Origin of the sequence: Gordonia sp. w5E2, assembly GCF_036540975.1 — a bacterium.
In the GTDB taxonomy this organism is placed as follows: Bacteria; Actinomycetota; Actinomycetes; order Mycobacteriales; family Mycobacteriaceae; genus Gordonia; species Gordonia jacobaea.
On sequence record NZ_CP144213.1, the window covers coordinates 4,530,815 to 4,556,687 of the forward strand.

At 64.9% G+C, this 25,873-nt stretch carries 27 protein-coding genes and 4 pseudogenes; 20 read left to right on the forward strand and 11 right to left on the reverse strand.

Annotated features, from left to right (window positions below):
* Positions 1 to 17 precede the first annotated feature (17 nt).
* The 3 genes and pseudogenes from RND64_RS20565 to RND64_RS20575 form a co-directional block, all read right to left on the reverse strand.
* The gene (locus tag RND64_RS20565; protein ID WP_040519553.1) at positions 18 to 221 is read right to left on the reverse strand and encodes a hypothetical protein; all 204 of its coding nucleotides are present in this window, start codon (positions 219 to 221) and stop codon (positions 18 to 20) included.
* 294 nt (positions 222 to 515) lie between these two features.
* Positions 516 to 1,193, reverse strand: coding sequence for a hypothetical protein (locus tag RND64_RS20570; RefSeq protein ID WP_040519555.1), 678 nt, complete (start codon positions 1,191 to 1,193; stop codon positions 516 to 518).
* Between the two features lie 117 nt (positions 1,194 to 1,310).
* Positions 1,311 to 1,733 (reverse strand): annotated as a pseudogene (locus tag RND64_RS20575) (helicase associated domain-containing protein); the annotation flags it as partial.
* 104 nt (positions 1,734 to 1,837) lie between these two features.
* Here RND64_RS20575 and RND64_RS20580 point away from each other — a divergent pair.
* The 4 genes and pseudogenes from RND64_RS20580 to RND64_RS20595 form a co-directional block, all read left to right on the forward strand.
* Complete coding sequence (locus RND64_RS20580) at positions 1,838 to 2,230, forward strand: hypothetical protein (RefSeq protein ID WP_005180243.1); 393 nt, start codon at positions 1,838 to 1,840, stop codon at positions 2,228 to 2,230.
* Positions 2,227 to 2,979, forward strand: coding sequence for an RES domain-containing protein (locus RND64_RS20585; protein WP_005180242.1), 753 nt, complete (start codon positions 2,227 to 2,229; stop codon positions 2,977 to 2,979). Before RND64_RS20580 ends, RND64_RS20585 begins: the two co-directional genes overlap by 4 nt.
* A complete protein-coding gene (locus RND64_RS20590; RefSeq protein WP_005180240.1) occupies positions 2,964 to 3,287 on the forward strand; it encodes a helicase associated domain-containing protein in 324 nt (107 codons plus the stop codon). The genes RND64_RS20585 and RND64_RS20590 overlap by 16 nt, the downstream gene beginning before the upstream one ends.
* Positions 3,288 to 3,407: 120 nt before the next feature.
* A pseudogene (locus RND64_RS20595) lies at positions 3,408 to 4,031 on the forward strand (IS1380 family transposase); the annotation flags it as partial.
* Here the strand turns inward: RND64_RS20595 and RND64_RS20600 are convergent.
* Complete coding sequence (locus RND64_RS20600) at positions 4,027 to 5,046, reverse strand: IS481 family transposase (RefSeq protein WP_168699674.1); 1,020 nt, start codon at positions 5,044 to 5,046, stop codon at positions 4,027 to 4,029. The pseudogene RND64_RS20595 and the gene RND64_RS20600 overlap by 5 nt on opposite strands.
* A 113-nt stretch (positions 5,047 to 5,159) precedes the next feature.
* Here RND64_RS20600 and RND64_RS20605 point away from each other — a divergent pair.
* From RND64_RS20605 to RND64_RS20640, 8 genes and pseudogenes are all read left to right on the forward strand, one after another.
* Positions 5,160 to 5,924, forward strand: a pseudogene (locus RND64_RS20605) (transposase); the annotation flags it as partial.
* 155 nt (positions 5,925 to 6,079) lie between these two features.
* The gene (locus RND64_RS20610) at positions 6,080 to 6,256 is read left to right on the forward strand and encodes a hypothetical protein (protein ID WP_157227934.1); all 177 of its coding nucleotides are present in this window, start codon (positions 6,080 to 6,082) and stop codon (positions 6,254 to 6,256) included.
* Between the two features lie 25 nt (positions 6,257 to 6,281).
* Complete coding sequence (locus RND64_RS20615) at positions 6,282 to 7,277, forward strand: DUF3560 domain-containing protein (RefSeq protein ID WP_049701078.1); 996 nt, start codon at positions 6,282 to 6,284, stop codon at positions 7,275 to 7,277.
* Positions 7,278 to 7,687: 410 nt separating this feature from the next.
* Positions 7,688 to 7,933: a glutaredoxin-like protein NrdH gene (gene nrdH, locus RND64_RS20620; protein WP_005180267.1), complete on the forward strand. Its 246-nt coding sequence runs from the start codon at positions 7,688 to 7,690 to the stop codon at positions 7,931 to 7,933.
* An 86-nt stretch (positions 7,934 to 8,019) separates the two neighbouring features.
* Positions 8,020 to 8,676, forward strand: coding sequence for a DnaB-like helicase N-terminal domain-containing protein (locus RND64_RS20625; RefSeq protein ID WP_005180269.1), 657 nt, complete (start codon positions 8,020 to 8,022; stop codon positions 8,674 to 8,676).
* 5 nt (positions 8,677 to 8,681) lie between these two features.
* Positions 8,682 to 8,891 (forward strand): hypothetical protein, encoded by a 210-nt coding sequence (locus RND64_RS20630; protein ID WP_005180271.1) that lies wholly within the window; start codon positions 8,682 to 8,684, stop codon positions 8,889 to 8,891.
* An 84-nt stretch (positions 8,892 to 8,975) separates the two neighbouring features.
* Positions 8,976 to 9,158: a hypothetical protein gene (locus tag RND64_RS20635; protein ID WP_040519563.1), complete on the forward strand. Its 183-nt coding sequence runs from the start codon at positions 8,976 to 8,978 to the stop codon at positions 9,156 to 9,158.
* The gene (locus tag RND64_RS20640) at positions 9,158 to 10,000 is read left to right on the forward strand and encodes a Fic/DOC family protein (protein WP_005180276.1); all 843 of its coding nucleotides are present in this window, start codon (positions 9,158 to 9,160) and stop codon (positions 9,998 to 10,000) included. The genes RND64_RS20635 and RND64_RS20640 overlap by 1 nt, the downstream gene beginning before the upstream one ends.
* Positions 10,001 to 10,007: 7 nt before the next feature.
* Here RND64_RS20640 and RND64_RS20645 read toward each other — a convergent pair whose 3' ends face one another.
* On the reverse strand, positions 10,008 to 10,343 hold the full coding sequence (locus tag RND64_RS20645; RefSeq protein ID WP_005180278.1) for a hypothetical protein: 336 nt from the start codon (positions 10,341 to 10,343) through the stop codon (positions 10,008 to 10,010).
* A gap of 87 nt (positions 10,344 to 10,430) precedes the next feature.
* A complete protein-coding gene (locus RND64_RS20650) occupies positions 10,431 to 11,171 on the reverse strand; it encodes a winged helix-turn-helix transcriptional regulator (RefSeq protein WP_231894080.1) in 741 nt (246 codons plus the stop codon).
* On the opposite strand from RND64_RS20650, the gene RND64_RS20655 reads away from it, so the two are divergent.
* From RND64_RS20655 to RND64_RS20675, 5 genes and pseudogenes are all read left to right on the forward strand, one after another.
* Entirely contained in the window at positions 11,170 to 11,556 is a 387-nt protein-coding gene (locus RND64_RS20655; RefSeq protein WP_005177618.1) for a hypothetical protein, read from the forward strand. The genes RND64_RS20650 and RND64_RS20655 overlap by 2 nt on opposite strands.
* Positions 11,553 to 11,885 carry a TfoX/Sxy family protein gene (locus RND64_RS20660; protein WP_005177612.1) on the forward strand — a complete coding sequence of 111 codons (333 nt, stop codon included), beginning with the start codon at positions 11,553 to 11,555 and terminating at the stop codon, positions 11,883 to 11,885. The genes RND64_RS20655 and RND64_RS20660 overlap by 4 nt, the downstream gene beginning before the upstream one ends.
* A gap of 76 nt (positions 11,886 to 11,961) precedes the next feature.
* A complete protein-coding gene (locus RND64_RS20665) occupies positions 11,962 to 12,948 on the forward strand; it encodes an IS481 family transposase (protein ID WP_227918561.1) in 987 nt (328 codons plus the stop codon).
* Positions 12,949 to 13,883: 935 nt separating this feature from the next.
* Positions 13,884 to 14,507: pseudogene (locus tag RND64_RS20670) on the forward strand (TetR/AcrR family transcriptional regulator C-terminal domain-containing protein); the annotation flags it as partial.
* A gap of 239 nt (positions 14,508 to 14,746) precedes the next feature.
* On the forward strand, positions 14,747 to 16,429 hold the full coding sequence (locus RND64_RS20675) for an acyl-CoA dehydrogenase family protein (protein ID WP_049700462.1): 1,683 nt from the start codon (positions 14,747 to 14,749) through the stop codon (positions 16,427 to 16,429).
* Here RND64_RS20675 and RND64_RS20680 read toward each other — a convergent pair.
* Positions 16,404 to 17,315 carry a LysR family transcriptional regulator gene (locus tag RND64_RS20680; protein ID WP_268760686.1) on the reverse strand — a complete coding sequence of 304 codons (912 nt, stop codon included), beginning with the start codon at positions 17,313 to 17,315 and terminating at the stop codon, positions 16,404 to 16,406. The two genes, RND64_RS20675 and RND64_RS20680, sit on opposite strands and share 26 nt — an antisense overlap.
* A gap of 200 nt (positions 17,316 to 17,515) precedes the next feature.
* A complete protein-coding gene (locus tag RND64_RS20685; protein ID WP_049700460.1) occupies positions 17,516 to 18,883 on the reverse strand; it encodes an FAD-binding oxidoreductase in 1,368 nt (455 codons plus the stop codon).
* 125 nt (positions 18,884 to 19,008) lie between these two features.
* Here RND64_RS20685 and RND64_RS20690 point away from each other — a divergent pair, with 125 nt between their 5' ends.
* Both RND64_RS20690 and RND64_RS20695 read left to right on the forward strand, forming a co-directional pair.
* Positions 19,009 to 19,953, forward strand: a complete 945-nt coding sequence (locus RND64_RS20690; RefSeq protein WP_049700459.1) for a serine/threonine-protein kinase — start codon at positions 19,009 to 19,011, stop codon at positions 19,951 to 19,953.
* 266 nt (positions 19,954 to 20,219) lie between these two features.
* Complete coding sequence (locus tag RND64_RS20695; protein ID WP_049700458.1) at positions 20,220 to 21,701, forward strand: amino acid permease; 1,482 nt, start codon at positions 20,220 to 20,222, stop codon at positions 21,699 to 21,701.
* A gap of 22 nt (positions 21,702 to 21,723) precedes the next feature.
* Here RND64_RS20695 and RND64_RS20700 read toward each other — a convergent pair whose 3' ends face one another.
* On the reverse strand, positions 21,724 to 22,887 hold the full coding sequence (locus RND64_RS20700) for an amidohydrolase family protein (protein WP_083444452.1): 1,164 nt from the start codon (positions 22,885 to 22,887) through the stop codon (positions 21,724 to 21,726).
* 142 nt (positions 22,888 to 23,029) lie between these two features.
* Between RND64_RS20700 and RND64_RS20705 the strand changes: the two genes are divergently transcribed.
* Positions 23,030 to 24,181: an FAD-binding oxidoreductase gene (locus tag RND64_RS20705; protein ID WP_049700456.1), complete on the forward strand. Its 1,152-nt coding sequence runs from the start codon at positions 23,030 to 23,032 to the stop codon at positions 24,179 to 24,181.
* A 16-nt stretch (positions 24,182 to 24,197) separates the two neighbouring features.
* Here RND64_RS20705 and RND64_RS20710 read toward each other — a convergent pair whose 3' ends face one another.
* Both RND64_RS20710 and RND64_RS20715 read right to left on the reverse strand, forming a co-directional pair.
* The gene (locus RND64_RS20710; RefSeq protein ID WP_049700455.1) at positions 24,198 to 25,382 is read right to left on the reverse strand and encodes a hypothetical protein; all 1,185 of its coding nucleotides are present in this window, start codon (positions 25,380 to 25,382) and stop codon (positions 24,198 to 24,200) included.
* 96 nt (positions 25,383 to 25,478) lie between these two features.
* Complete coding sequence (locus RND64_RS20715; RefSeq protein ID WP_049700454.1) at positions 25,479 to 25,871, reverse strand: heat shock protein transcriptional repressor HspR; 393 nt, start codon at positions 25,869 to 25,871, stop codon at positions 25,479 to 25,481.
* Positions 25,872 to 25,873: the final 2 nt, after the last annotated feature.

The window sequence follows — 25,873 nt, forward strand, 5'->3', positions numbered from 1 at the left end:
GGGAGTTCCCTTTTGAGCTACGACTCTGCCCATTCGGCGAATTCCTTCCACGAGATGGGAATGACCGACCGCTTCTGTCCGTGTTTGGGTCGCCACTGGAGATTGCCCTCGGAAACGTAGAGGGTACCGAGGGTTTTTCCATCGATCGCAACGTCAAACTCGAAATCGATGCCGGCGACGCGCACTCTGCTGGTGCTAAATCGTACGTCGTGGTCCGCCACGAAAATTCCTCCCCAGAAGAGACGCTGTCTAGTGTCGATCCTCTCGCGAACGTAGTGAACGACCATGACTCTGGCAAGGATCTGCTAACCACCGATGGCACCTCGCCCGGTATAGGCCTGGCCCGCCACCTGGGCTGTGCTCCTGTGAACGACCAGCATCGAGATACTCAACTTCAGCAGCGAATCCTGGTTGAGGGATCAAACTTCGCATGCGCATGCGCATCGCAACGATCGAAGACGCCGCCGATGCGTCACGGAGCTTCGATTCCAGCAAACGCCACTCGTTGCGAGACCCTACTTTCTGCCGCGCTGGTATTGCCAAATGGCGTGGTCAAGATCAGTGGGCGACATGCCTATGTCCGCCGCGGCGGCCGTCACGATCTCAAATGCGAACTGCGGTGTGACACTGCGGCGGGCAAGCCCTAACGAGTCCGCAACGAAACGACAGATCATCCGATCCGGTTTCACGCCCGGTATCCCGGCCAGCATCTGCAGGTAATGCCAGGTAATTCCGCTGCGCTGCCCCGTCACAACGCACCACTCATCCCGGATCTGTGCCAGCTGCGTCTCGTCGTTGGCCGTCTCTCGGAGATCCTCTGCGGAGGCGATCCGCGCGCCGTCGAGCACGCGGGCCGCATCTCGGATCGCCTGCGACTTGAGGACCCCGCTGCGGGTGGAGGTGCGGTTGTTGTTGCCGATCTTCTGCGCCCAGCCACCCGGGTCACCGAGCTCGTCGAAGGTGGCAAGCAGCTCAGGGACACCGTCTGTGTCCGGGTCATCGCCATGAGCACGCCGATACGACCTGTAGCGGGCCACCACGTTCTCGACGCTGGAGTAGCTGACGCCGGTCGACTGCACCGAGTCGATCACGCACAGCGCTAATCCGTCGGGGTAGCCCGACGGCGCCTGCAACCCGCGAAACGGTGCGCAGGCAGTGACGAGGATGCGTCGTTGTTCGGTCGTATACGCCATGGCAGCGACGGTACCGGTGACAGGATTCGTGACCGAACGTCTCTGAACCGTCGCCGGCGCTATGTGCTGAGATCGGACGTTCCATTTCCAGTCGGGGAACTCGATTTCGAGCTGGGTGATCCGTTTGGGTGAGAGTCGGTGTTGTCGGTACTCGGTGCGGCGTTTGGCCGCCCAGGCGCCGATGGGGAATCCGTCAATCGTGGCGTGGCGGGGTGGCGAGCTGGTGCCGTGCGTGGCGACGTAGCGGTGCAGGTGGTCCAGGCCGACGTGGAACGGTGCTCGGGCCCTGAGGGTCCACTGCCAGTCGGGGAACTCGGCTTCGAGCTGGTGGGCGTGTCCAGGTGGCATTTGTCCGGACCGGTATTCGGCGCGACGGGTGGCGACCCAGGTACCGATCGGGAATCCGTCGATGACGTCCCGCTGGCGTGGGCTGCTGGTGCCGTGCACGGCCCGATACCGATGTAGATGGGCGATACCCTCATCGTATCGGCTGGTCACAGTCCTAGTGTGCCTGTTGCCGCCGGGCGGTCGACCACCCACCCGGCGTTCTCACTACGACCATCGAGGGGTTCGCGGCGGGCAATCCCGCTGGTGTCTAGCTGTCACACGGGATGGGATCTATACTGGGATCTGAGGTGATCACCATGACAGCAGCGCATCCCCGGCCGGATTTGGCCGCCTACGCCGAAGCGGCCCGTATGTCGCAGCCCGAACTCGTGGCTGCGTTGCGCGATCTGCTCGGCGCGAAGCTCGTGGCCTACCTGGGTCGGGTGAGCGAGACCCGGGCGGTGCGGCAGTGGGCTGAGGGCACCCGCACCATCGCCAACCCCGAGGACGTCGAACGGCTCCGGATCGCCTACCGCGCCGCCCGCCTGATCACCGAACGTGACACCCCCGCCGTCGCACAAGCCTGGTTCCAGGGCCTCAACCCGGTCCTCGACGACCGGGCGCCGGCGTTGCTGCTGCGCGACGGCGACCTCGCCGACGTCGGCCCCCAGGTACTCAACGCTGCCCGCCAGTTCGCCGCGGTGGGATGAACCAACCCCGCACGTCGACGATCGGCACCCTGCACGGCCCGATCACCACCAGCATCCGGGCCGCCACGCCCATCTATCGGGTCGGGTACGCACCCAGTCCGTGGGAGTGGACGCCGTGGGAGTACGCCACCGACGGCCGCTTCGCCGGCCGGTGGGACGACCCTGACGGGGTGTGGCGCACCCTGTACTGCGCCGACACTCCCCTGGCCTGCTACCTCGAAGTCCTCGCCTTCGCCCGACCCAGCCCGCAACTGATCGCCGAGCTCGACGACATCGTCGTCGACGACGAAGACGAGCAGGACCATCCCACGCTGCCGCCCGGGCGCGTCCCGCGATCGTGGTGTGAGGCAAGGATGCTCGGCCACGCCACCCTGACCGGACGGTTTGCGGTGCCCGCTGCTCCGGACAGCCTCGCCACCCTGCGAACGGTGTTTCGTCCGCTCGCGATCCGCTACGGGCTCGATGACCTCGACACCGCCGCGTTACGGGACGGGCGACCCCGCGGTCTCACCCAGGCCATCTCCCGCTGGCTCTACGCCCTCACCGACCACGGACAGGCAGCGGTCGACGGGATCGAGTTCGACTCTCGCCACGGCGACCAGCTGCGCATGTGGGCGCTCTACGAACGCGCGGCCGACCCCGACATCAGCCCCCACATCGACGTGGTCGACCACTGCCCCATCGACGCCGCGGATCCACAATTGGCCCGCGCCCTGACCCTCCTCGGACTCGAGTGGACCCCCGCATAGACCGACCTGAAACAGGCTGTCCCGCAACGTCGAACGAGCATGAGGCTGGCTCGACCAGCCGTAGTAATGCCTACGACCGTCTCTTCGACACCGGGATCGCCCACCTGCACCGCTACGCCGCCATGCATGGTTCCAGCTCACCTCCCCGCGGCGCGACGATCGACGGGTTCGCGATCGGTCAGTGGGTCGTCAACCGCCGTGCCGAGTACCGGCGGGGCCATCTGTCGGCCAAGCGGATCCACACCAAGACCGGCGAGCCATGCGCCGACCCATTCATGTGCCACCACGGCCACACCAGCGCACGCTAAGCCTCGATCCACCGATTCGTATTCGTTTGGGCGGTGAGGGATAGACGAAATGCCCTGTCTGAGTGACAGAATGGGAATTGTCTAGGTTTCCATCCGTGCACGCAGAAGGGCATCTCGTAGATGCGATTGTCTCACAGTCATCCGGTCCGGTCTGCATCCTGTGATGATCCGAATCTCCTCGGCGCGGCGGGGTTGGTGCCGGTGATGACGTTGGCCGAGCAAGCGGGCCTGTCGGGGTTGGCTCTCGAGCATCTGACGGTGCCGACCGACAAGGGCGCCAATCCGGATCGGAAGGTGTTCTCGCTGGTCGCGGGCATGGTGGCCGGTGCCGACAGCATCGATGACATGGCCGTACTGCGGCACGGTGCGATGGGGAAGGTGTTCGACCATCCGTATGCCCCGTCGACGTTGGGGTCGTTTCTGCGCGAGTTCCGGTTCGGGCATGTCCGGCAATTGGATGCGATCGCCGCCCGCACGCTCGCTGGCCTGCACACCCACACCCCGGTACTGGCCGGGATCGACGGGCCGGTGATGGTCGACATCGACGACTCGATCATCGAGGTCCACGGCCCGGCCAAACAGGGCGCTGGGTTCGGCTACACCCGGGTACGGGGGCTCAACTCGGCGATCACCACCATCAGCACCGCCCACGGTGCACCGGTGATCGCTGCTCAACGACTACGCAAAGGAGCATGCAATTCCGCCCGCGGAGCCCATCGGTTGATCGCCGACACACTGGCTAGCTGTACTGACCCGACAGGTTGGGTACGCGGTCGGCGGGTGAGTTGCCTCGGAGTGCGGTGTGGCCGCGTTCGTGATTGTAGATGCGAAGGAACTCGGGGAAGGCCGCGACGCGTTCGGTTTCACTGAGGTAGGGACGGGCGTAGGCCCATTCCTCCTGCAGGGTCCGGTTGAATCGTTCGACCTTGCCGTTGGTTTGCGGCCGGTACGGTCTGGTCCACTTGTGCTTGATCTTGTTGTCGTGCAACAAGTCCCGAAATATGCGGGACCGGTAACACGACCCGTTGTCGGTCATCACTCGCGCGGTGGTGACACCGATCGAGGCGAAGTGCGCCAACGCCCGAGTCATGAACGCGGTCGCGGTTTCCTTCTTCTCATCAGCGAGGATCTCGGAGTAGGCGTAGCGGGAGTGGTCGTCGACGGCGTGATGCAGATACGCGTACCCCAGGTTGGGGCGGCCAGCAACTTTGCGGGTTCGTCCAGGCTCGCGGTGGGCACTGGAGTTGCGGGTGCCCTGGGCGCGGCCGTGTACGCGATGTCCACCGCCGTCGGGGATTCTGCCGAGCTTTTTGATGTCGACGTGGATCAAGTCTCCGGGCGCTTGGTGTTCGTACCGGCGAATCTCGCGTCTGCGGGCACGTACCGGCGCCCCGGTTGCCGGGTCGATCCACGACAGTCGTAGGCAGCCGTAGCGGGTGAGGATGCGGTGCACCGTGGAGACGTTCAACCCCAGGTGGTATCCGATCCGGGCTGGCCCCCAGCGGCGGGAGACGCGTAACCCGACGACCCGGCGTTCCCGGCGCCGGCTGGTGCGATGCGGACACGATCGGGGCCGGCTGGACCGATCACCCATTCCGGCCGGCCCGTGGTCGCGGTAGCGATCCGCCCATCGCTTGGCCGTGGTGACTGACACGTTGAACCGGTCAGCTGCGCGGCGCAGTGGCCACCGGTCGTCCACAACACACCGAGCCAGACGCAACCGGCCAGTCGGGGACAGCGGTGAATTACGGTGGGACATGAAGACCTCCGGGTTGAGGAGCGGTTCTTAGACAGCTCCACACCTCACTCGGAGGTCTTCCCTATGTCACGTCGACTCGCCGAACTCTGTACCTAACGTTCCGGGTCAGTACAGCTAGCGTGCGGCGTCTGCGGTCGACTGACGCGTCGGGGCCGGTGCTGGTGCGGGCGGATTCAGCGTTCTACGGTCACCGCGCCGTCAGTGCTGCGATCGGTGCCGGCGCCCAGGTATCGGTCACCGTGCGCCAAGACTTGCGGATACGTGCGGCGATCAGCGAGATCGCAGCCGATGCGTGGACAAAGATCGAGTACACCGACGCGATTCTCGACGCGGACACCGGACTGTGGATCTCACGTGCCGAGGTCGCCGAGATAGCGTTCACCGCGTTCACCTCCAAAGCCAAAGCGCTGCAGGTTCCCGGGCGGCTGGTGGTGCGCCGTATCCCCGACTTCCGACCCGAGGGCGACGGCCTGTTCGATGTGTGGCGATTCCACGCCTTCTTCACCACCAGCGACCTCGACACCGTCACCGCCGACAAGACCCACCGCGCCCACGCGGTCATCGAACAAGTTCACGCCGATCTCAAAGCCTCCGCGCTCGCGCATCTGCCGTCGGGAAAGTTCTGCGCGAACGCCGCCTGGCTGGTGTGTGCGGTCATCGCGTTCAACCTGACTCGTGCTGCCGCCAGCCTCAGCGGCGGGCGTCTGGCCAAAGCCACCACATCCACGGTCCGCCGCACCCTGATCTGCATTCCGGCGCGTATCGCGTCCTCAGCCCGGCGCATCACCATGCACCTACCCGCCCGATGGCCGTGGGAAACCGAATGGAACCTGTTGTTCGACAACACTATTCACCGAAGACCGCCAACCTGGCCCTAACCACCCCGGCCCAACAGCCTCGATCCCGAAACCCGGTGAAACAAGCCGACATCAGAGATCGGCAACTGACTCATGCCCGCCACCCAGGCCGAACGTGCTCAACACTTTTCACCACACCGCAAAAGCCGATCGGTGGATCGAGGCTAAGCCGCCCCATGACCGACGAGACCACCACCGACCAGCCGCGCCGCGTCCCCTGGGTCAGCAACGACCAGGCACCCGTCTACCAACTCCCCCGACGCCGCCACCGGCACAGGCCACCACCACCGCCACCACTCGATGACGACACCCTGCGCCGACTCCGCGCCGCCATCGAAGCCACCACCGACTAACCCCAGCACCGAAAGGACCCCCGACATGGCTGACCTCACCATCACCCACACCCACGCCGACGGAACCCTCATCGACGGCACCAGCAAAGGCGACGGCACAAATGCGCTCCTGAAAAGCGCCGGGTGGCGGTGGTTTCGCACACTCGGCACCTGGGGAATCCCCCACAGCCGCGACCGCCAACCAAACACCCACATCATCGACCGCGCCCGCGCCGCCCTCGAACAAGCAGGCCACACCGTCACCCTCGACATCGACAACACCCACCGCGACACCGCCACCGTCGAAGCCGACCGCGCCCAACGCCAACAAGACCGCGCCGACGCCCTCGACGCCAAAGCAGCACGCCGCCACGACCAGGCCGACACCGCATGGCAACGCCACCACGACGCCACCGCCGCACTCCCACCATTCGGCGAACCCGTCCACGTCGGCCACCACAGCGAACGCCGACACCGCAACGCACTCGACAAAGCATGGAACAGCATCGGCACCGCAGTGCACGCCCAAAACGACGCCGACGAAGCCGAACGCCGCGCCCACGTAGCCAGCCGCACAACCGAACACCGCTACAACCCCGTCACCGTCGCCAACCGCATCGACAAACTCGAAGCCGAACAACGCGCCGACCAACGCCGACTCGACGGCCACACCCGCACCGTCGCCAACCTCCCCGGAGGCCAGAAACTCACCGAAACCACCACCGCCGCCACCGGCGACTACCGCCAAGCCATCACCGAGCGCATGGCCCAACGCGCCGACGACATCGCCTACTGGCGCGCCGTCCGCGCCGACCAGATCGCCGCCGGCCACACCGGCGACTACAGCCGCGACACCATCGCCAAAGGCGACCAGGTGAAGATCCGCTTCCACGGCTGGGTCCCCGTCGTCCGCGCCAACGCCAAAACCGTCAGCGTCGAAACCCCCGCACCCTACGGCGGCCGCCTCATCCGCCGCACCATCCCCTACCAAGAAATCCAAGGCCACCGCCCACCACACACCGACAACAACGAGACCCCCTAACCCAGCAACGCCCGGCCACCCCTCCCAGGTGGCCGGGCCGTGCCGGATCTGCCTGGCGCGGGCATCGAGCCCGCGCCAGGCAGTCACGCGTGGTCGCCACACGCCGCGCGCGATGGCCTTCCCTGACCGCCGGATTATCACAAGCACGAGCCGCGCCCCTGTCAATTACATTCCACCAACTGATTGGCACGCGCTCCATTTCGCTACCGCTCAATACCGCTTATTTCGCGCCAATTACCCGGCTCCATTACATGGACAGAAACACAACTCGCACGTGATCGGCAGCCAACAGGAAAAGACACATTAAGACATCACAAAATGGGCAATACATGTTGTGCCGCAACACAATACGAGATATAATCGAACGTATATCACAGACGTTCACGCTCCCCGAAAGAAGGTCACAGAAAATGAATGAGGACCCCGACATCACCGTTTACTCCAAGCCCGCATGTGTGCAATGCAATGCGACCTACAAAGCCCTCGACAAGCACGGATTGACCTACCGCGTGGTCGACGTCACCCAGGACTCCGACGCCCGTGACTACGTCCTGTCACTCGGCTACCTCCAGGCCCCCGTCGTCGTCGCCGGCGAACAGCATTGGGGAGGCTTCCGCCTGGACCACATCAAGTCACTTGCCGCCCAGGCCGCGTGAAAGGACTGATCTGGCATGGCAATTGATGACAAGCGCCTCGCCCACGAAGACGCCACCCGCGCCGTAGCTGCCTGACAATTTCCCTCATGGACCCCATCGACCCGGACCCCGACAGGAGTGACGACGACATGACCGCCACACTGAGCGAGCTACCCGTCGAGGAGATCCCGTCGGCCGACGTCGACGACCTCGTCGAGGACGACGCCTACACCTCAGTCGGATCACTCGGAGACGACCCCGAAGCGGAGATCGACGTCGCCACCGACCTCGAACAGGAACTACTGTCCGCGCTGATGTGGGCTCCGCCGGCCATCGCACGCGCCGTGACCGCCCAGCTCGACACCAAACACTTCTGGATTCCCCAGCACGCACGTATCTTCGCAGCGATCGCCGCCGTCGCCACGAACGCCGCACCCTCTCCTGCTCTGGTCAATGCGCAGTTGCTGGCGACCGGTGGGCAGGGCGAGTTCAGCACCCGAAGCGCCCAGCAGACCATGCTCAGCCTGGTCGCTCCCACCCACCGGCCGGTCGCTGTTGCCGGCCAGGTGCCCTACCTCGCTATCTGCGTCATCGACGGGTGGTACCGCCGCGGCTACACCGCACTGCTCACCGCGATGGACCAGCGCCGCCAAGAAGCACCGATCGAGGAACTGTCCGGGCACTGGGCGCAGCTCACCCGATACCAGCAACGCGCCGAATCCGAATGGCTCACCCGCCGCCAAGCCCTCACCGAAGTGGAGTGATGACAATGACCATGACCGACACCGAATACGGCCACGAAACAGACGAATACCGTCAGCGCCTCGCCCACGACCTCCACAAGATCGACGGCCTGCCCCTGGCCGCGGTCGCCGACGAATTCAACGTGTCGCTGCCTGAGATCCAGAACTGGATCGCCACCTACATCGCCCGCAGCGACGCCGCGGCCGCCGCCACGCAACCACCACTGTTCGAGTGAGGACACCACCATGACCGATAGCCCCGGTAACACCCGGTGAGCAGGTAGAATCAACCGTGAACCACCACAGGAAGGTGATTGCTGATGGCCACCACCACACGCACCGATGAACAGATCCTCGCCGCCGCCGATGCCGGCCACGAAATGGCTGGCATGGTGGCTACCGATGCTGACCGGGCCGCCGCCCTGCGCGTGCTGCGCGGCGAGACCACCCCCGAGCAGGAAGCCGCCAGGGTTCTCGCCGAAATCCGGTCACGCCACTCTTAGTGACCACGTCCTCATCATCCGGCGACGAGGCCGGGCAGGTTCGCGACAACCTGCCCGGCCTCTCGTCTGTCACCGACCTCGAGGAGTTCGAGCGCCGCATGGCCTACGTCCGGGTGGCCGAGCTCGAGCAAAATCCCGCGATTGCCGGCGGTGACTTCACGTTCGACACCCTGCGCGACATCCACGGTTGGATTCTCCACGACGTCTACCCATGGGCCGGGCAGCTGCGCTCTACCGACACCCAGGCGATGGGTATGGCGCACTGTCGGCCGGCGTTCCTGGCCGGCGAGCTGCACCGGGTGTTCGGCGGGATCACCACCGAGCGGCCCTCCCCCGTCGACCGGGAATCAGCGATCGCCACAACCGCCCATCACTGGGGTGAGCTGACCGGTGTTCACCCGTTCATCGACGGGAACTCCAGAAGCCAGCGGGTGTTCTTCCACCGCTACCTCGCCGACGCCGGATGGGACATCGACTGGCGCGTCATCGACGCCGCCGCGGTGCACGCCGCCCGCCACGTCGCGATGGCCACCACCGACTCATCGTTCCTCGCCGCCGAGCTTGCACCCGGGGTGGTGCGCCTGGGCGACACCGCGCCGGGGTCCCTGGCCGCCACCCAAGACACCCGAGATCCCGCGAAAGCGGCCGCAGTGTTCCGGGCGATGATCATGCACCGACGGGCCGGGGGAACCGCAGAAACGTTCCGGTCGGAGGCTGCGGCCGCGGGCCCGATGGCCGGCCCGTCCGGACAGATCGCCGCCTCACGGCCTTACCGGGGGCGCGGCGAGCAGAGCGCATCAATCCAGTCGCGGCCGGATCGGCCGCGCGGTCGGGGCCGCTAGAGCGAGGTCACCACCTGGTGGGTGCCGACGGGGTGTGGCGGGCACTGGTGCCGGCGACGCCGGCGAACGCCGCGAGCATAAGCAGCGGCAGCAGGAAGAACATCACGACCGCGGCGGCGAACGCAGCGCGCAGCAGGATCGGGCTCCAGGTCCGCGCGGGAACCCACCGCGGCCGGTAGCCCGGGCCGATCGGCGCCAGCCAGTGACCCGGGCGGGGTCGGCGCACGAGGAACCCGACGAGGACGCTGAACGCGAACGTCGCCGCACCGAGCATGAGCCACACGGTGAGGAACACCGCGCCGAAGCTGGCGTGGGCGAGCATGTTGTCGATCGCGTCGACCATGATGTCTCCTCATCGGCTGGTGGTCTGTTAGTGGTATCAGAGTGCTCGGACATTGCACTGCGCGCCATTCGCCGCGCGGATGTTGGTCTAGATGTACTGACCGGGGACGTTAGTCGACGCTTGCGGCGCCGGTAGAACTCGCGTCAGGGTCGCGGCATCGCCGGTGACATCCACGCCATGCGCGATAGCGGCGGGCAGAGGCATTGCGCCTTGCAGGAGGGCAACCAGTACCGGCCCGGGGCCTGCAACACGCGCCAGGGGGCTGACATCGCGCTGGCAAGGGTTCACCGTGATGGTCCCGTCGGCGGCGGTGAGGTCGAAGCCGTCGTCGAAGGTGCCGAACCGGATCACGATCGGTGGCTCGTCCGGTCTGTGATCCGCGAGGAGGAAGCGTGCCGGTTGGCTGAGCCAGTGCATCTGGAAGATCGCATCACTCGGCGCCTCTGGAACCGTCGGTGCACCCCACTTCAGAAGCTCGCGCAGCACTCCGTCCAGGGCCCGGCCACGCTCGGTAAGCCGATACGTTGGCGTGCCCGGGATTCCTGGGGCGGGCTCGCGGGCGACGACACCGTTGGTCTCGAGGTCCCGCAGGCGCTGGGTGAGCAGGTTCGTCGCGATGCCAGGCAGGCCGCGCTGGACTTCACCAAAGCGCAATGCTCCCCCGATCAGCAGCTCACGCACGATCAGGAGAGTCCACCTGTCACCGACGACATCCAGGGCGCGAGCGATCGAGCAAAGCTGTCCGTAGGACTTCACCTGAACCCCCTTGACTTTATCAAGTGCCTGCTTGAAAGTATCAAGCACCATTCTCACACCAAGGAGAGCCATGCCCGCCACCCTGTCTTCTGCCGCACCTCAGACACTCAAGGACTACTACCGGATCCTCGAGTCCGGCATCGACAGTTACCAGGACGGGGCTGACCTACGGCCTCTGCTGGATGACCACCTCGACTTCACGGGCTCCCTCGCTGGACACCTCCCCGACGCCACCGATGGCTTCCTGGGCGGGGTCGCCGGGTTCATCGCGACGGTCAAGCAGATCGAGATCATCCACGACGTGCACGGCACTAACAGCTCCGCCGTGCTCTACACGGCGACCATGCCCGGCGGTCCCATGACCTTCGCGGAGTTCTTCACCTTCGACGGCGGACGCATCGCGTCCTTGAACCTTCACTACAGCGGCCCCGAGTACATCGAGAAGGGTGGACGATGACGGCACAGAAGGACCTGGTCGAGCGAGTTCGTGACGCGCTAAGAGCTCGCAACCCTCGTGAGGTGTCGATGTTCGGGGGAGTGTCGTTCATGGTCGAGGACCGGATGGTTGTCGCCGCTCGTCGGGAAGGGACGCTCCTGCTACGCATCGACCCCACTGACGCGGAAGACCTGCTCACCCGCCCTGGTGCTCACCCTGCGCTCATGGGCGCAGATCGCCCCATGGGCGACGGCTGGATCAGCGTCGAGCAGGCCGCACTCCAGGGACCTGGGCTCGAGTCCTGGCTCGAGCCAGCACTCACCTTCCATGCAGCGCAAGGCGCCGAGTAGAGATCTCTACTCCAATTCCATCATCCGGTGGCCGGTCGCAAACGCGGCCGGCCACCGATCTATCTCAGGAGGCACTTTGAGTCATCGCAATGCCGCGCTGACCCCACGTCATCGTCTACGAGTCGCACGCCTCGTCATCGAGGAAGGATGGCCGATCAGCGAAGTTGCTGCCCGCTTCCAGGTGTCGTGGCCAACCGTGAAGCGGTGGGTCGACCGCTACCTTGCTGGCGAGCCGATGCAGGACCGGTCGTCACGGCCGAAGTCTTCGCCGAACAAGACGAGCAAGAAGACGACAAAACGGTGCGTGAGCCTACGAATGCGCCTGAGGGAAGGGCCTATTCAACTCGCAGCCCGACTCGGCATCGCCCCGGCCACGGTCCACCGCATCCTCACGACCGCGCGCATGAATCGACTTTCCTACGTCGACCGTGCCACCGGCGAGCCAATCCGCCGATACGAACACGACCACCCTGGCTCACTCGTGCACGTGGACGTCAAGAAGCTTGGGAACATCCCCGACGGTGGGAGCTGGCGATACGCCGGGCGACGTCAAGGATCGAGGAATCGTGCCGTCACTCCCGGCAAGCCGAAGAACAAGTGGCGCAACCCCAAGCTCGGGTATGCGTTCGTGCACACCATCATCGATGACCACTCGCGCGTCGCCTACACCGAGGTTCACAACGACGAATCCGCTGTCACCGCCGTCGGAGTCCTGCATCGAGCGGTCGAGTGGTTCGCCGACCGAGGGGTCGCAATTGAGCGCATCTTGTCCGATAACGGTGGTGCGTACCGTTCTCACCTGTGGCGAGACACGTGCGAGGCCCTATCGATCACTCCGAAGCGAACGCGGCCATACCGCCCACAGACCAACGGCAAGGTCGAGCGATTTCACCGCACCATGGCCGACGGTTGGGCGTATGCGCGCTGCTACACGAGCGAGAACGAACGCCGCGATGCCCTCCCCGACTGGCTCCACGAGTACAACCAGCACCGACCACACACCGCCTGCGGAGGCCAGCCGCCCTTCTCACGATTGATCAACGTCCCCGGTCAGTACATCTAGGCGAGCTGGTGACTCTTCGACGTTGAGTGAACAAGTCTGCTCGGCATCGAAACAATGGCCCCCAGTTCTTCGGGGATTTGATCTATTCCGGATTCGACCTCGCCGGGATCGGTTTCGGTCCCTCAGAGTGGCATTCTTACGGTTGTGCCGCGCTATGTGGTGGTCGGACCGTTGGGTCCTCCGAGCAGGGTCGTCGCGACTGCGTTGCTCCGCAACGACTATCTGATGGGAACGTCTCAGTCGCGTCCGGAACTGACCCATCCGCCGGGCGCCCCGACGCACCGGTTCACCTCCTCCTGACCCGGCCGTGGCACGCGATCTCGTCAAAGCTCCGCGCGATGGCAGTCCTGTCCACGCCGCCCACAGACGGTCGACCACGCTGAGTGAGAGAGTTTATGGCTGCAGAACAAGCAACGGGCCCTCTCGCTTCCGCTCTCGGTCGAACTGCCATCGCCCGGTACACTCACCATTGGTGACGTATATAGGAGTGCCCCCAGGCCCCTCATAGCCTTCTTATCTCCGTTGTCCCGCAGCACAATTCGACATTTTTCTTCTTCCAACCGCCTACTGTTCTTTCGACGAGGACCCCAATACAGCGCGCGAGAAGGCGGCTGGTCTCGCGACGTTTCACTGCCCGGAACCACGGGGTTGAAGGTCCGTCGCTTTCAGTACTGCGCCTTTAACCCCGCTCAAACGCACGCTCGCGGAATGTAGCCTCGTCGGCTGACTCGACCACACCGGACCGCTCCGCGGCGCCAGACGTCGACGCCCGACCGTCGGGCCCGATACACGCGGACAAGTACAAACAAGGTCACGATAGATCCGGAATATTCAAACTAGGCGCGGATCTCACAGTTCGTTCCCATTGACCTCGGCATCGAGCGCATTTATTGTGTGACATACAAACTTGTCGGGCATACAAATAGCGAGGTGGCGTGGCTTCTTCTACACCGCCGCGTGCGACGCGTAGCGCGGGGAAGCAGACGCGCCAGACGCTGCTGCACGCCGCCGACCAGGTGTTCCGCACGGAGGGTGAGACCGCGTCGGTCGCGCAGATCTGTGAACGCGCGGGGACGTTTCCCAACCAGGTCACGTACTACTTCGGCTCGAAGGAGCAACTCTTCGTCGAGGTGGCGTGCGCCGCGGTTCTCCGCGCGGGGCGCCATGCCGAGGAGGCGGCCGAGGCCACTCCGACTGTCCGCGACTACGCTCAAACACTCGTGACCACGCTGCTCGGACCGGAACTCCGGGGCGTCGAGATGTTCACCACAGCAATGCTTCTCGTATCGCGCCGGCCTGACCTGCGCGAGTTCATCACCACGACGCTGCATACTCTGCATGAGCGCGGCGAGGAAGCACTCATGCAGAAGCTGGTGCGTACCGGTTGGCAACTGCGCGCCTCGATCGGCGTCGAGGCCAAGGCGTTCTGGTCGGCGATTTTCGGTCTGGCGGTGCAGAAGTCGGCGACGGACGACAGTCTGGGGCCTTCACTCACCGACGCGGTCACGGTGATCTTCACGAACCTCGGCATCTCCGAGGAGGTTCTCAACGCGCCGCTGGGTGGTCTCGACAAGCTCGACCAGCGGAGAAGGCAGCTCGACCAGCGGGGAGGGCTCGACCAGGCTGGGCCGGGTGGTCTCGACAAGCTCGACCAGCGAGGGGAGCTCGACCAGCGGGCGGAGCTCGACCAGGCTCGGCTAGGTGGTCTCGACAAGCTCGACCAGCGGAGAAAGCAGCTCGACCAGCGTGGGCAGCGGGAGCAACCCGGCCCGCGCGGCGATCGACGAAAGGCATCACGATGACCTCCACCACCCCGACCACGCAGCCGCGGCCGCACGTGACGCACACGGTGTTCAACCAGTCGGCCCCGCGGGTCGACATCAATGAGTACGAGCTCAACACCGTGCTCGTCGAAGCCGTCAACCGGCACGACGCTGCTTGGGCCACAAGCGAACTCACCGACGTGGGCACACTCGTCGGCAGCGCGCAGTTCCAGCACGACGCCAAGCAGGCCAACACCATCACACCCGAACTGCACACCTTCGACCGCTGGGGCAACCGGATCGACGAGGTGGAGTACCACCCGAGTTATCACCGCATCATCGCCGCGGCCGTCGAGCACGGTGCGCACACCCGCTGCTGGGCCGACCCGCAGCCCGGGTCACATGTCGCCCGCGCGGCGATCTTCATGCTCTTCGGACAGATCGAGCCGGGCCACGCGTGCCCGGTGTCGATGACGCACGCGGTCATCCCCTCGCTGGAACTGCAACCTGACGTCGCGGCCCAGTGGGTGCCAAAGGCGCTGTCGCGCAGCTATTCTCCCGAACTGTCGGCCGAGAAGCCCTCGGCAATCTTCGGCATGTCGATGACGGAGAAGCAGGGCGGCTCCGACGTCCGTGCCAACACCACCGTCGCCCGACCAGTCGGGGCCGGCGGCCCGGGTGCGGAGTACCTGCTGACCGGTCATAAGTGGTTCTGCTCGGCACCGATGTCAGACGCGTTTCTCGTCCTCGCTCAGGCAGAAGGTGCTGGCGGAGAAGGACTCTCGTGCTTCCTCCTCCCCCGAATCCTGCCCGACGGCACCCGCAACTCGTTCCGCATCCAGCGCCTGAAGAACAAGCTCGGCAACAAGTCCAACGCGTCGAGCGAGATCGAACTCGACGGCACCGTCGCATTGATGGTCGGCGAGCCGGGACGTGGAGTGCGCACGATCATCGAGATGGTCGCCCAGACGCGACTCGACTGCGTGCTCGGCAGCGCTGCGGGTATGCGGCAATCGGTCGCCGAGGCCACCTGGCACGCCCGCCATCGCGCGGCATTCGGAGCGACACTCGCCGACCAACCGGCCATGGCGGCAGTGCTCGCCGACCTGGCACTCGAATCCGAAGCCGCAACCGTCACCGCGATGCGCCTCGCTCGGGCACACGACGAGGATGCCGACGACACCGAACGCGCCTTCCGCCGTCTCGCCACAGCGGTCGCCAAGTACTGGATCTGCAAGCGCGGCCCGCACCACGCCTACGAGGCACTGGAATGCCTTGGCGGAAACGGTTATACCGAGGATTTCCCCTTGGCTATGCGCTACCGCGAGCAGCCGGTGATGGCCGTCTGGGAAGGTTCGGGCAACGTCATCGCACTCGACGTGCTGCGGGCGATGACACGCGAACCCGAATCGATCGCCGCATTCGATGCGGAGGTCAACCTCGCACGGGGCGCAAGCACAATCCTCGACGCTCACCTCGACAACGTCCGTGCGCAGCTCTCCGAGTTGGCAACACTCGACGCGTCGTCGGCTCAGCGTCGAGCGCGGCGCGTCGTCGAATCCATGGCTCTGGCTCTCGAAGCCTCACTGCTGGTTCGGTTTTCGCCGACGCCTGTCTCGGATGCCTTTATCGAGGCTCGACTGGGAAACGATCGTGGGGCCGAGTACGGCACGCTTCCCGTCGGTGCAGATCTCACTGCGATTCTGCAACGGCACTGACACCCACGGCGTCGAGGATGCGGTTGCGCATCCGCGGCGCGGTATTGGGCAGCCACATCGCCATGACGGGGGTCAGCGGCGGATTGTCGAACGAGATGACGCGGATCTGGTCGTCGTACAGCCATCCGGGCTGGTTGGTGACGAACGCGACCGCCTGCGGATGTGCGATCACCGACGTGTGCGGCGGAGTGCCGCGGAGGTTGGAGACGATGATCTCGGGTTCGAAGCCCGCGCGACGGCAGTACGACACGATCATGTTGGTGTAGTCGGGCTCGAGCTCGGAGATCACGATCTGACACGACGCGACATCCTTCATCGCGCAGGTCTCGTTCTGCGCGAGCGGGTGGCGCGCATTGACGGCAAGACGCAGTTCGTGACTTGTCGCGATGGCACCCGCAAGGTCTGGCGGAGCCTCGACCGTGCGCGCGAGCGCGAGGTCGATGCTCCCGGCGAGCAACTCCTCACGAATGAATTCCGCGGCAACCGGACGGACGGTGATCGGCATCGTCGAGTCCTCCTGTACCGCCCCCTCGATCACCTGGAAGACCTCCGACGGCGCCAGGCCCTGGGTGTATCCGATCACGTAGGGGTCGGGATTCTGTGCGTCGACCATCCGCACTTCCGACGCAAGGTGCGAGCCACCGGCGAGCAGTGGGACCGAACCCTCGTACAGCGCTGTCCCGGCAGCAGTCGGCGTGAGTGATCGACGCGACCTCGAGAACAGCTGCACGCCGAGCTGCCGCTCGAGATCCCTGATCGCCGACGACAACGCCTGCTGCGAGATGAACAGACGCTCGGCAGCAACACGTAATGACGGCGCTTCGATTACTTCGACGAACATTCTGAGACGGCGAAGGTCCAGGTCACGATCAGATGAACTCGTCATAGCTCCCATTATCAACCTGAGATTGACAATTGTCCGGATATTCTCGATGGATGGTTGTGCAAAAGGTGATTACAGTGTCCTCAGCGGTACAAACTTGGAGTCAGCGCCTTCCACTTGAAGACGATAGCTGTGCTCGATCCCGGTCCGCATGTCGCAGCACAGAGGGGGCGTTGCGACATGCGGACCGGTGTTGTTTCACCCTAGAGAAGCACACCGGGGTTGAGTAGCCCCTCCGGATCCAGGGCAGCTTTGATTCTCGCGGTGAGTTCCATGACATCGGGTCCGAGCTGATCAGGCAGCCATCCCTTCTTCAATCGCCCGACGCCGTGCTCGCCGGTGATCGTCCCGCCGAGACCGATCGCCAGATCCATGACCTGGCCGAAGGCCGTCTGCGCACGCGCGCTCTCGTCGGCGTCCGCAGGATCGAACACGATCAACGGATGCGTGTTGCCGTCGCCCGCATGCGCGATGACCGAGATCATCACCTTGTTCTGCGCGGCAATGGCCTCGACCCCGTCAATCAGCTCCGGCAGGGCCGGCAGCGGGACCCCGACGTCCTCGAGCAGCAACGATCCGAGCCGTTCGACGGCAGGAATCGCCGCGCGGCGCGCAGCGGTGAACGCCTCGCCCTCGGCGGGGTCGGACGTCGCGAACACCTCGGTCGCTCCGCACCCGGAGAACGCCTTCTCGATCAGTTCCACCTCAGCGATGCCCGCTGGTCCCGGAGCGTCGGATTGGGCGACCAACAGTGCTCCGGCCTCGCGATCGAGACCCATCTTGAGCATGTCCTCGACGGCGTTGATCGACACAGAGTCCATGAATTCGAGCATGGCCGGTCGGATCTTGGCGGTGATCGCGAGTACCGCTTCACTCGCGTGGTGCACCGACGCAAACGTTCCGACCACCGTGCACGCCGACGCCTGCGGCGGCAGCAGCCGCAGCGTCACCTCGGTGACGATGCCCAGCAGACCCTCGCTGCCGACGAACAGCTTCGTCAGCGACAGCCCTGCCGAATCCTTGAGCTGTTTGCCGCCGATCCTGATCGCGCGGCCGTCGGCGAGGACGACCTCGAGTCCGAGCACATAGTCAGTGGTGACGCCGTACTTCACGCAACAGAGTCCACCCGCGTTGGTGGCGACATTTCCACCGATGGAACAGATCTCAAACGACGACGGATCGGGCGGGTACCAGAGGCCGTGTGCCGCGGCGGCAGCTTTGACCTCGGCGTTCAACAGGCCCGGCTGCGACACCGCCGTGCGGGTCGCGGTATCGATCGTCAGATTCCGCATCTTCTCGGTCGAGAGCATCACGGCACCGTCGACCGCCGTGGCCCCGCCGGACAAACTCGTTCCGGCGCCGCGGGTGATCACCGGAATCCCGTGAGCGGCACACCATCGCACGACGACCTGGACGTCGGCCGTCGTCACGGGGCGGATGAGTGCCATCGGCGTGCCTGCGTCGGGATCGTTGGCACGATCGTGGCGGTAGCCGGCAAGGATGTCGGGGTCGGTGACGACCATCTGATCGCCGAGCGAGGCGATCAGTTCGTCGAGTGGCGCACTGCTCATAATCCCAAGCCTAGGCTTCGTGCCCATCATCGATGAGCGTGTTGGACGGACCGCTCATTCGGTGAGAACGATGCCCATCGGACCGCAGCTCCACCCGATGGTCACCGCGCGGATACCCTGACGAGGTGTACCAGCCGGGAAGCGACGTGGCCGGCTACACCATCGATGCGCTGGTGGGTAGCGGCAGTAGTGCTGATGTGTACCGCGTTCACCGTGGCGACGAGCGCACCCCTGAGGCGCTCAAGGTGCTGCATTCCGATGAAACCGGCAATACCCGCGCTGCCGAACGTTTCGAGCGTGAGTTCACCATCGCATCCCGACTCCACCACCCGAACATCGTCGAGATGTACACGCGCGGGAAGATCCAACCCGACGCACAGACGAACCGCCGAGCACAGGCTCTCGGCGTCCCCGCAGACCGTGTTCCGCCGACGCTGTGGATCGCCATGCAATACGTCGACGGCCCCGCTGCTGTTGCCCTGATCCCCTCGCCGACGACCGAACCGGCAGTACCGACCATTGTCCATGTGGCCAAACAGATCGCGGCGGCAATCGATTTCGCGCACTCCCGTGACGTCTTGCATCGTGACGTCAAGCCCGCCAACATCCTGCTGACCTCATCGCGCCCCGACACCGACGCGTTGCTCTCCGATTTCGGCATCGCGCAGCTCGTCGACGACAATCGGCCACTCGCGCGCAACGGCCGAGTCCAAGGATCGATCGCCTACGCGTCTCCGGAACTCCTTCAGGCCAAGCAACTCTCACCGGCAACCGACGAATACGCCTTCGCCTGCACGCTCACCGAACTCCTCACCGGCGCTCCGCCTTACCCACGTGCGACGGCGTTCGGCATCACCAACGCGCATTTGCGCGACGACCCGCCGTTGCTGACCCGACGTCGACCGTGGCTTCCGTCGGCGCTCAATTCGGTATTCGCCAAGGCCCTCGCCAAGAAGCCGGCAGATCGCTACTCGACGTGTAGCGAGTTCGCCGACATCGTCGCCCGCAACCTTCGCGACGTCCCGGTCCCTCAGCCCGCCGCGGGGCGCCGGCCGTGGCGTCGCCCCTGAGAGCGGCGCCCGAGCGACATTCTGAGACGCCCGACCCGCTTTCGATATGTGACACACGACACAGTTGTTCGATTGTTAAATCGGACATCGAATCGGCATTCGGGCCGCGTCTCAACACAATTGGGCCAGCGCGCCGTCAAATCGACGGCCATTGGGTGTCGAGATCGTTAACATTCTGCGTCATCTCGACGTAGTGAAGAGCCGATAGCGTCAGGGGCCGTCCAAGTTGTCCACACGGTCTATCGTCCACAAGCGCACGGGGAGCCATGACAGCCGAACCAACGACGCAGTACGACAATTCAGCGCTCGCTCACGAGGACGAGGGCTATCAGAAGGCGCTCAAACCACGACAGATCCAGATGATCGCCATCGGTGGCGCGATCGGAACCGGCCTGTTCATGGGTGCTGGTTCCCGCCTTCACGACGCAGGCCCCGGCCTGTTCATCACCTACGCCGTGTGCGGCGTCTTCGTCTTCTTCATCCTCCGCGCACTCGGCGAACTCGTTCTCCACCGACCCTCGTCGGGATCCTTCGTCTCCTACGCGCGCGAATTCTTCGGTGAGAAAACAGCATTCGTCACCGGCTGGCTCTACTTCTTCAACTGGGCCGCCACCGCGATCGTCGACGTCACCGCCGTGGCACTCTACGTGCACTACTGGGGGATGTTCGGTGCGATCCCGCAATGGCTGATCGCGCTCATCGCCCTCTGCATCGTGCTGACCATGAACATCATCTCGGTCAAACTCTTCGGTGAGATGGAATTCTGGGCGTCGATCATCAAGGTCACCGCACTCGTGACATTCCTCGTCGTCGGAATCGTCTTCCTCGCAGGACGTTTCGACATCGAAGGCGCATCGACCGGGTTCAGCGTCATCTCCGACAACGGCGGACTGTTCCCCACGGGATTGTTCTCATTGGTGATCGTGACGTCGGGCGTCATCTTTGCCTATGCCGCAGTCGAATTGGTCGGCACCGCTGCGGGCGAGACGGCCGAGCCCGCGAAAGTGATGCCGCGAGCGATCAACTCGGTAATCCTGCGTATCGCCGTGTTCTACGTGGGCTCCCTGATCGTTCTCGCCCTCCTACTGCCCTACACCACCTACAAGGCGGACGAGAGTCCGTTCGTCACCTTCTTCTCGAAGATCGGCGTACCGGCGGCGGGCGGCATCATGAATCTCGTCGTGCTCACCGCGGCGATGTCGAGTCTCAACGCAGGCCTGTACTCGACCGGCCGCACCCTACGCTCCATGGCGCTCAACGGAACTGCACCGTCATTCACCGGCAAGATGAACAAGAACGGCGTTCCGTTCGGCGGCATCGCGCTGACCGGAGCGCTGACCTTCCTCGGCGTCATCCTCAACCTGTTCGTTCCCGAAGACGCCTTCAACATCGCGCTCGATCTCTCCGCGCTCGGAATCATCTCCACGTGGGCGATGATCGTCGCCTGTCAGATCCAGCTCTACCGGTGGGAGAAGAAGGGCATACTCACACGGCCTTCATTCCGACTGCCGGGCACGCCGTACACCAGCTACGCCACGCTGATCTTCCTCGCGGCGGTGGTCGTCCTGATGTGTTACGACGACATCTGGAATCTCATCGCGATCATCGTCGGAGCGCCGCTGCTGGTCGCGGGCTGGTATGCCTGCCGGTCGAAGGTGCTGGCACTCGCGGCGCAGCGTCAGGGCTACACCGGCGAATATCCCGTCATGCCCGAGCCTCCGGTTCCGGAGGGCCCCGAGGACAAATAGCAGTTCTTTCGTACGACGCCCCTCACGCCTGGCCGTGAGGGGCGTCGTCGACGTTGTACACACGTAGAGCGTTGTCGCGGAGGACCTTTCGCAAGAGATCGTCGCCCCACGGACTGAGTACGTCGAGGAGTGCGCCGACGACCATCGACATCGTCGCATTGGGCCGGTCGAGGGGAAAGTTTGACCCGAAGAGAAGTCGTTCCGATCCGAAATGGCTCACCATGTGCCCGATGAGAGGACCGATCATCTCGGCGAGGGTCTTTCGGCTCCCGATGTTGCCGTGGGGGTCGTGTCCGTAACCGAGAATCGGCATCGCCAATCCGGACAGCTTCATCACGATATTCGGTTGCGCGGCAAGGCTCACCAGCCGCTCATGCCACAGGCGCATGATGTCTGCACGCGCCGCGGCGGTGTTGCCGGTCCGCACACCCATCGGCCCGAAAACACCCACCGGCGCTCCGATGTGGTCGACGACGACCGTGGCCTCGGGATACTCGCGCGCCAAACTGATCACGTCGTAGAGCTGATGTGAATAGACAAACGCCTCCAACACCAAGCCCCGACGCACCGCCTCACCGAAGCCGCGTAGTGCGGACGTCGACGCCAGCAGACCCTCATCCGGCGTCGAATCACGGACGCGTGGATCGGGATGGCGTGCTGCAAGCACTCGGACTGCGCGCACGAGAGGCGTGATGTCGAGTTGTGCGTCGAGTTGCGTCGCAAAGTTGGGCGAACTCGGATCGCCGTGCACGATGATCGCTCCCAGCCGCGGGGCACCGTCGCGACCGAAGGGAAGTCCGATCGTGTAGCGGGTTTCCGATAGTTCCTCGGCCTCGACGTCGGAGATCATGTCGATGTCGCCCGCGTATGCCCGCCAGTGGGAATCAGCGACGATGACGGTGTCGATCGCGGCGCCTGCGACCGTGGGCACTCCCGCGATGTCTTTGACATAGTGTTCGGTCTCGTAGGGGCGCGCGATGACCGACGGCGTCAGAACGTATTCTCTGTCGGCCTGCGAGACCAGCAGGGTGAATGCGCGTTCGCCGAGCCACGGCGTGAGTCGTCGTACCCGCGCGAGGCCCTTTGCCCGCCAAGGAGTCTGACGCGGATTCCATTGCAACATATGCGCGTCGACGATTCCCGGAAGCACGTTTTCCAGGGAGACCACAAGTACAGGATCCCACATCCTGCATATTTTTGGATCAATTAGCTGTTTGGAAGGTGCGGATTCTTTCCACTGACACACCTTTCGCCGCCTCGGGCACTCCGCGCCGACGAGGGGGCAGAATAAGGAGGTTGTCGACGAGGCCACACGATCGGAGGTGAGCATGGGCGGGCACTCGCGCCACGCGCTGCATCACGTGCGTCAGGTCATCGGACGCGACCCCGACGCGTTCACGCGCGGCGTCTTCACGCGCCTTTTTGCTCTCGATCCCGACCTTCGCGACCTGTTTCCCGCGCAGATGTCGCATCTGCGTGAGGCGTTCTTCGGAGTGATCGACCACGCTCTCGAAGTGATTCCGGCCGACGACGGCCACACCGACCTCGTCGAACTGCTCGCACAGCTCGGGCGCGATCACCGCAAGTTCGGCGTGCTGCCTGCGCATTACCCCCTGATGTGCACCGCGCTCATCGGCGAGTTCCGCGCGGTGCTCGACGGCTACTGGGACGGCGACACCGAGGAGACGGTCACCCAGGCGATGATGTTGACCACCGGCGTGATGCGAGGTGCGGCCGAGATGGCGTCCGGGCCGCCGACCTGGACCGCGCAGGTGGTCGAGAAGTATCGGATCACCCGCGACCTCGCCGTCGTGCGGCTCGTCAGCGACGATCCGCTGCGCTTTTCGGTCGGGCAGTACCTCGAGGTGGCAATTCCGCAATGGCCACACGAGTGGCGGCATCTCTCGCCTGCGATTCCACCCAATGAGGATGGCGAGATCGAATTCCACGTCCGCGCCGTTCCCGGTGGCGTCGTCAGTTCTGCGATCGTGTCGACGACGCGCGTCGGCGATGTCTGGAAGCTGGCGCAGCACCACGGAACACTGCACATCGAACGGGACCAGGACGTCCTCATGGTCGCGGGCGGTACCGGACTCGCTCCGCTGCGTGCGCTGCTGATCGAGATGTCGAAGCGGGCCGACTCGCCGTCGACGCACATCTTCTACGGCATGCGCTACCCCGGCGAACTCTACGATCTGGCGGTGCTGGCGCGCATCGCGTCGACCAATCCGTGGTTGCGCGTTACTGCGGTGTCGCAGGAGACCGACGACCCGTGGTGGTTGAACTCGATCGCGTCACCCGAGGAACTCGGCGTCGATCACCGGATCGGTGTGCTGCCAGATGTTGTTGCGGCAGAGACAGATTGGAGCCGCCATCAGGCGCTCGTCGTCGGCTCTCCGCAGATGGTGACGGCCACGCGTCGTCGACTCATCATCGCCGGCGTGCGGGCGAGCAGAATCCAATCCGATCCCGTGTTCTGACGGCGCCACGGCGACCTCAGTTCTCGCCTGTCCCCTGCCCTTGCTCGCCGCCGCCTTCGGACTGCCCGGGCACGGTGACAGTGACCGTGGAGGTCTCGGTGACCGTCGCGGTCTCTGTCTCGGTACCTGCCGGGGCTTCCACCGTCCTGGTGACCGTCGGCGGTCGGACCGTCGTCGTGCGGACCTCGCTCCTGGTCTCGGTCTGCGTTTCGGTGACGGCGTCGCCCTCGCGCGTGACGGTTGCCTGTTGCGGGGTGTCGGTGACCGTCACCGTGGACGGCGTGGTGTTCGGTGTGGCGCTCTCGTTGTCGTTGCTGGCGTGCAGTGCCGTCAGTCCGATTGCGCCGAGTAGAACGGCGACCCCGATCGCCGCACCCAGCGCCCACCAGCGCAGCCCTGTCGCATCCCGAGGAGCGCGCGCGGGTGCTGCGGCGGCATACGCGCCCTGTTCCGAGTCGCCTGCCGGCAACACCGTCGTCTTCGCCGGGGTGGCGGCAGCGCCCGCGGCAAGAGCGAGGGCAGGCATCTCGGCTATCGACACCGGGCGTGTGACCGCATATTCGAGCGCAGGCGCGACGCCGGGCAATTCTGCGCCCGACCCGGTGCAGACGACGGAGCTCAACCGGGAGCCGCCATCGGCGTCGAGGATCAGTCGGGCGACATCGTCGGCGCCCTGTGGATCGGTGACCGGAATCCCCTCGAGCGTCGAGTTGTCGCGGGTGTCGAGCAACTGGCCGGTGGTGTTGTCGACGAGCGCCACGCACACGCCGTCGGCGGGCTCGCCTGTACGTGCAAGGTTCACCACGGCCGTCACGCCTGCCCCGCCCGGAGACGAGCGCGCGACGGCGAGCATGGCGCCCGCGATGTCGTCGACGCTGGTGATCCGGTACCAGGGCGGCGTCGACGGTCCGGGCGTGAAGGCCTGCGCGAGGTAGTTGCGGGTGCTCGGACGCGAGCAGGAAACGATGAGGTGATCGACCTCGAACGGGACCGACTCGACCAGTTCCGTGATGGCCGCGGCCGCCGATTCGGGGAGGTAATCGGGCAGATCGACGAGATTGCTGGCCGCGATCTCGTCTGCACCGCCGGCGCCGGAGCGAATGACGACCGACGCGATCTCGTCGCCGACAACAGACACGCCCAGGGACACCGGCCCTGTTTGCCCTGCGCCTGATGCCTGCGTCCCGGTCGGCTGTGTCACCGTTGACTCCCCACGTTGCTGTGAGAAGTCAGCCTAACGTGTGCTCCCCGGCGGCCAACCGGCCGTCGGGGAGCATGGGTAGAAAACAGCGTCTGCTCAGTCCTTGCGCTTGGTGCGTCGTGGTTGCCAGACGACCAACGCGCTCGTGCGTGGGACCGGCACCAACTCGCCACCGCGGCGACCGGACTGCTCGACTTGGCTCTGCAGTTCACCGACTCGCTGTTGGAGCGCGTCGACCTGATTGGTGAGGTCGATGATGCGCTTGATGCCCGCGAGGTTGACGCCTTCCTCCTGCGAGAGACGTTGGATCTCTCTCAGGAGTTCGACGTCGCGCGGCGAGTAGCGGCGTCCGCCTCCCGTCGTGCGTTGCGGCGTGACGAGTCCGAGCCGGTCATACGTGCGCAGTGTCTGCGCATGCATCCCTGCCAGTTCGGCGGCGACCGAGATCATGAACGTCGCGCTCGAATCCTCGAAGTCTCGACTCGCCATGG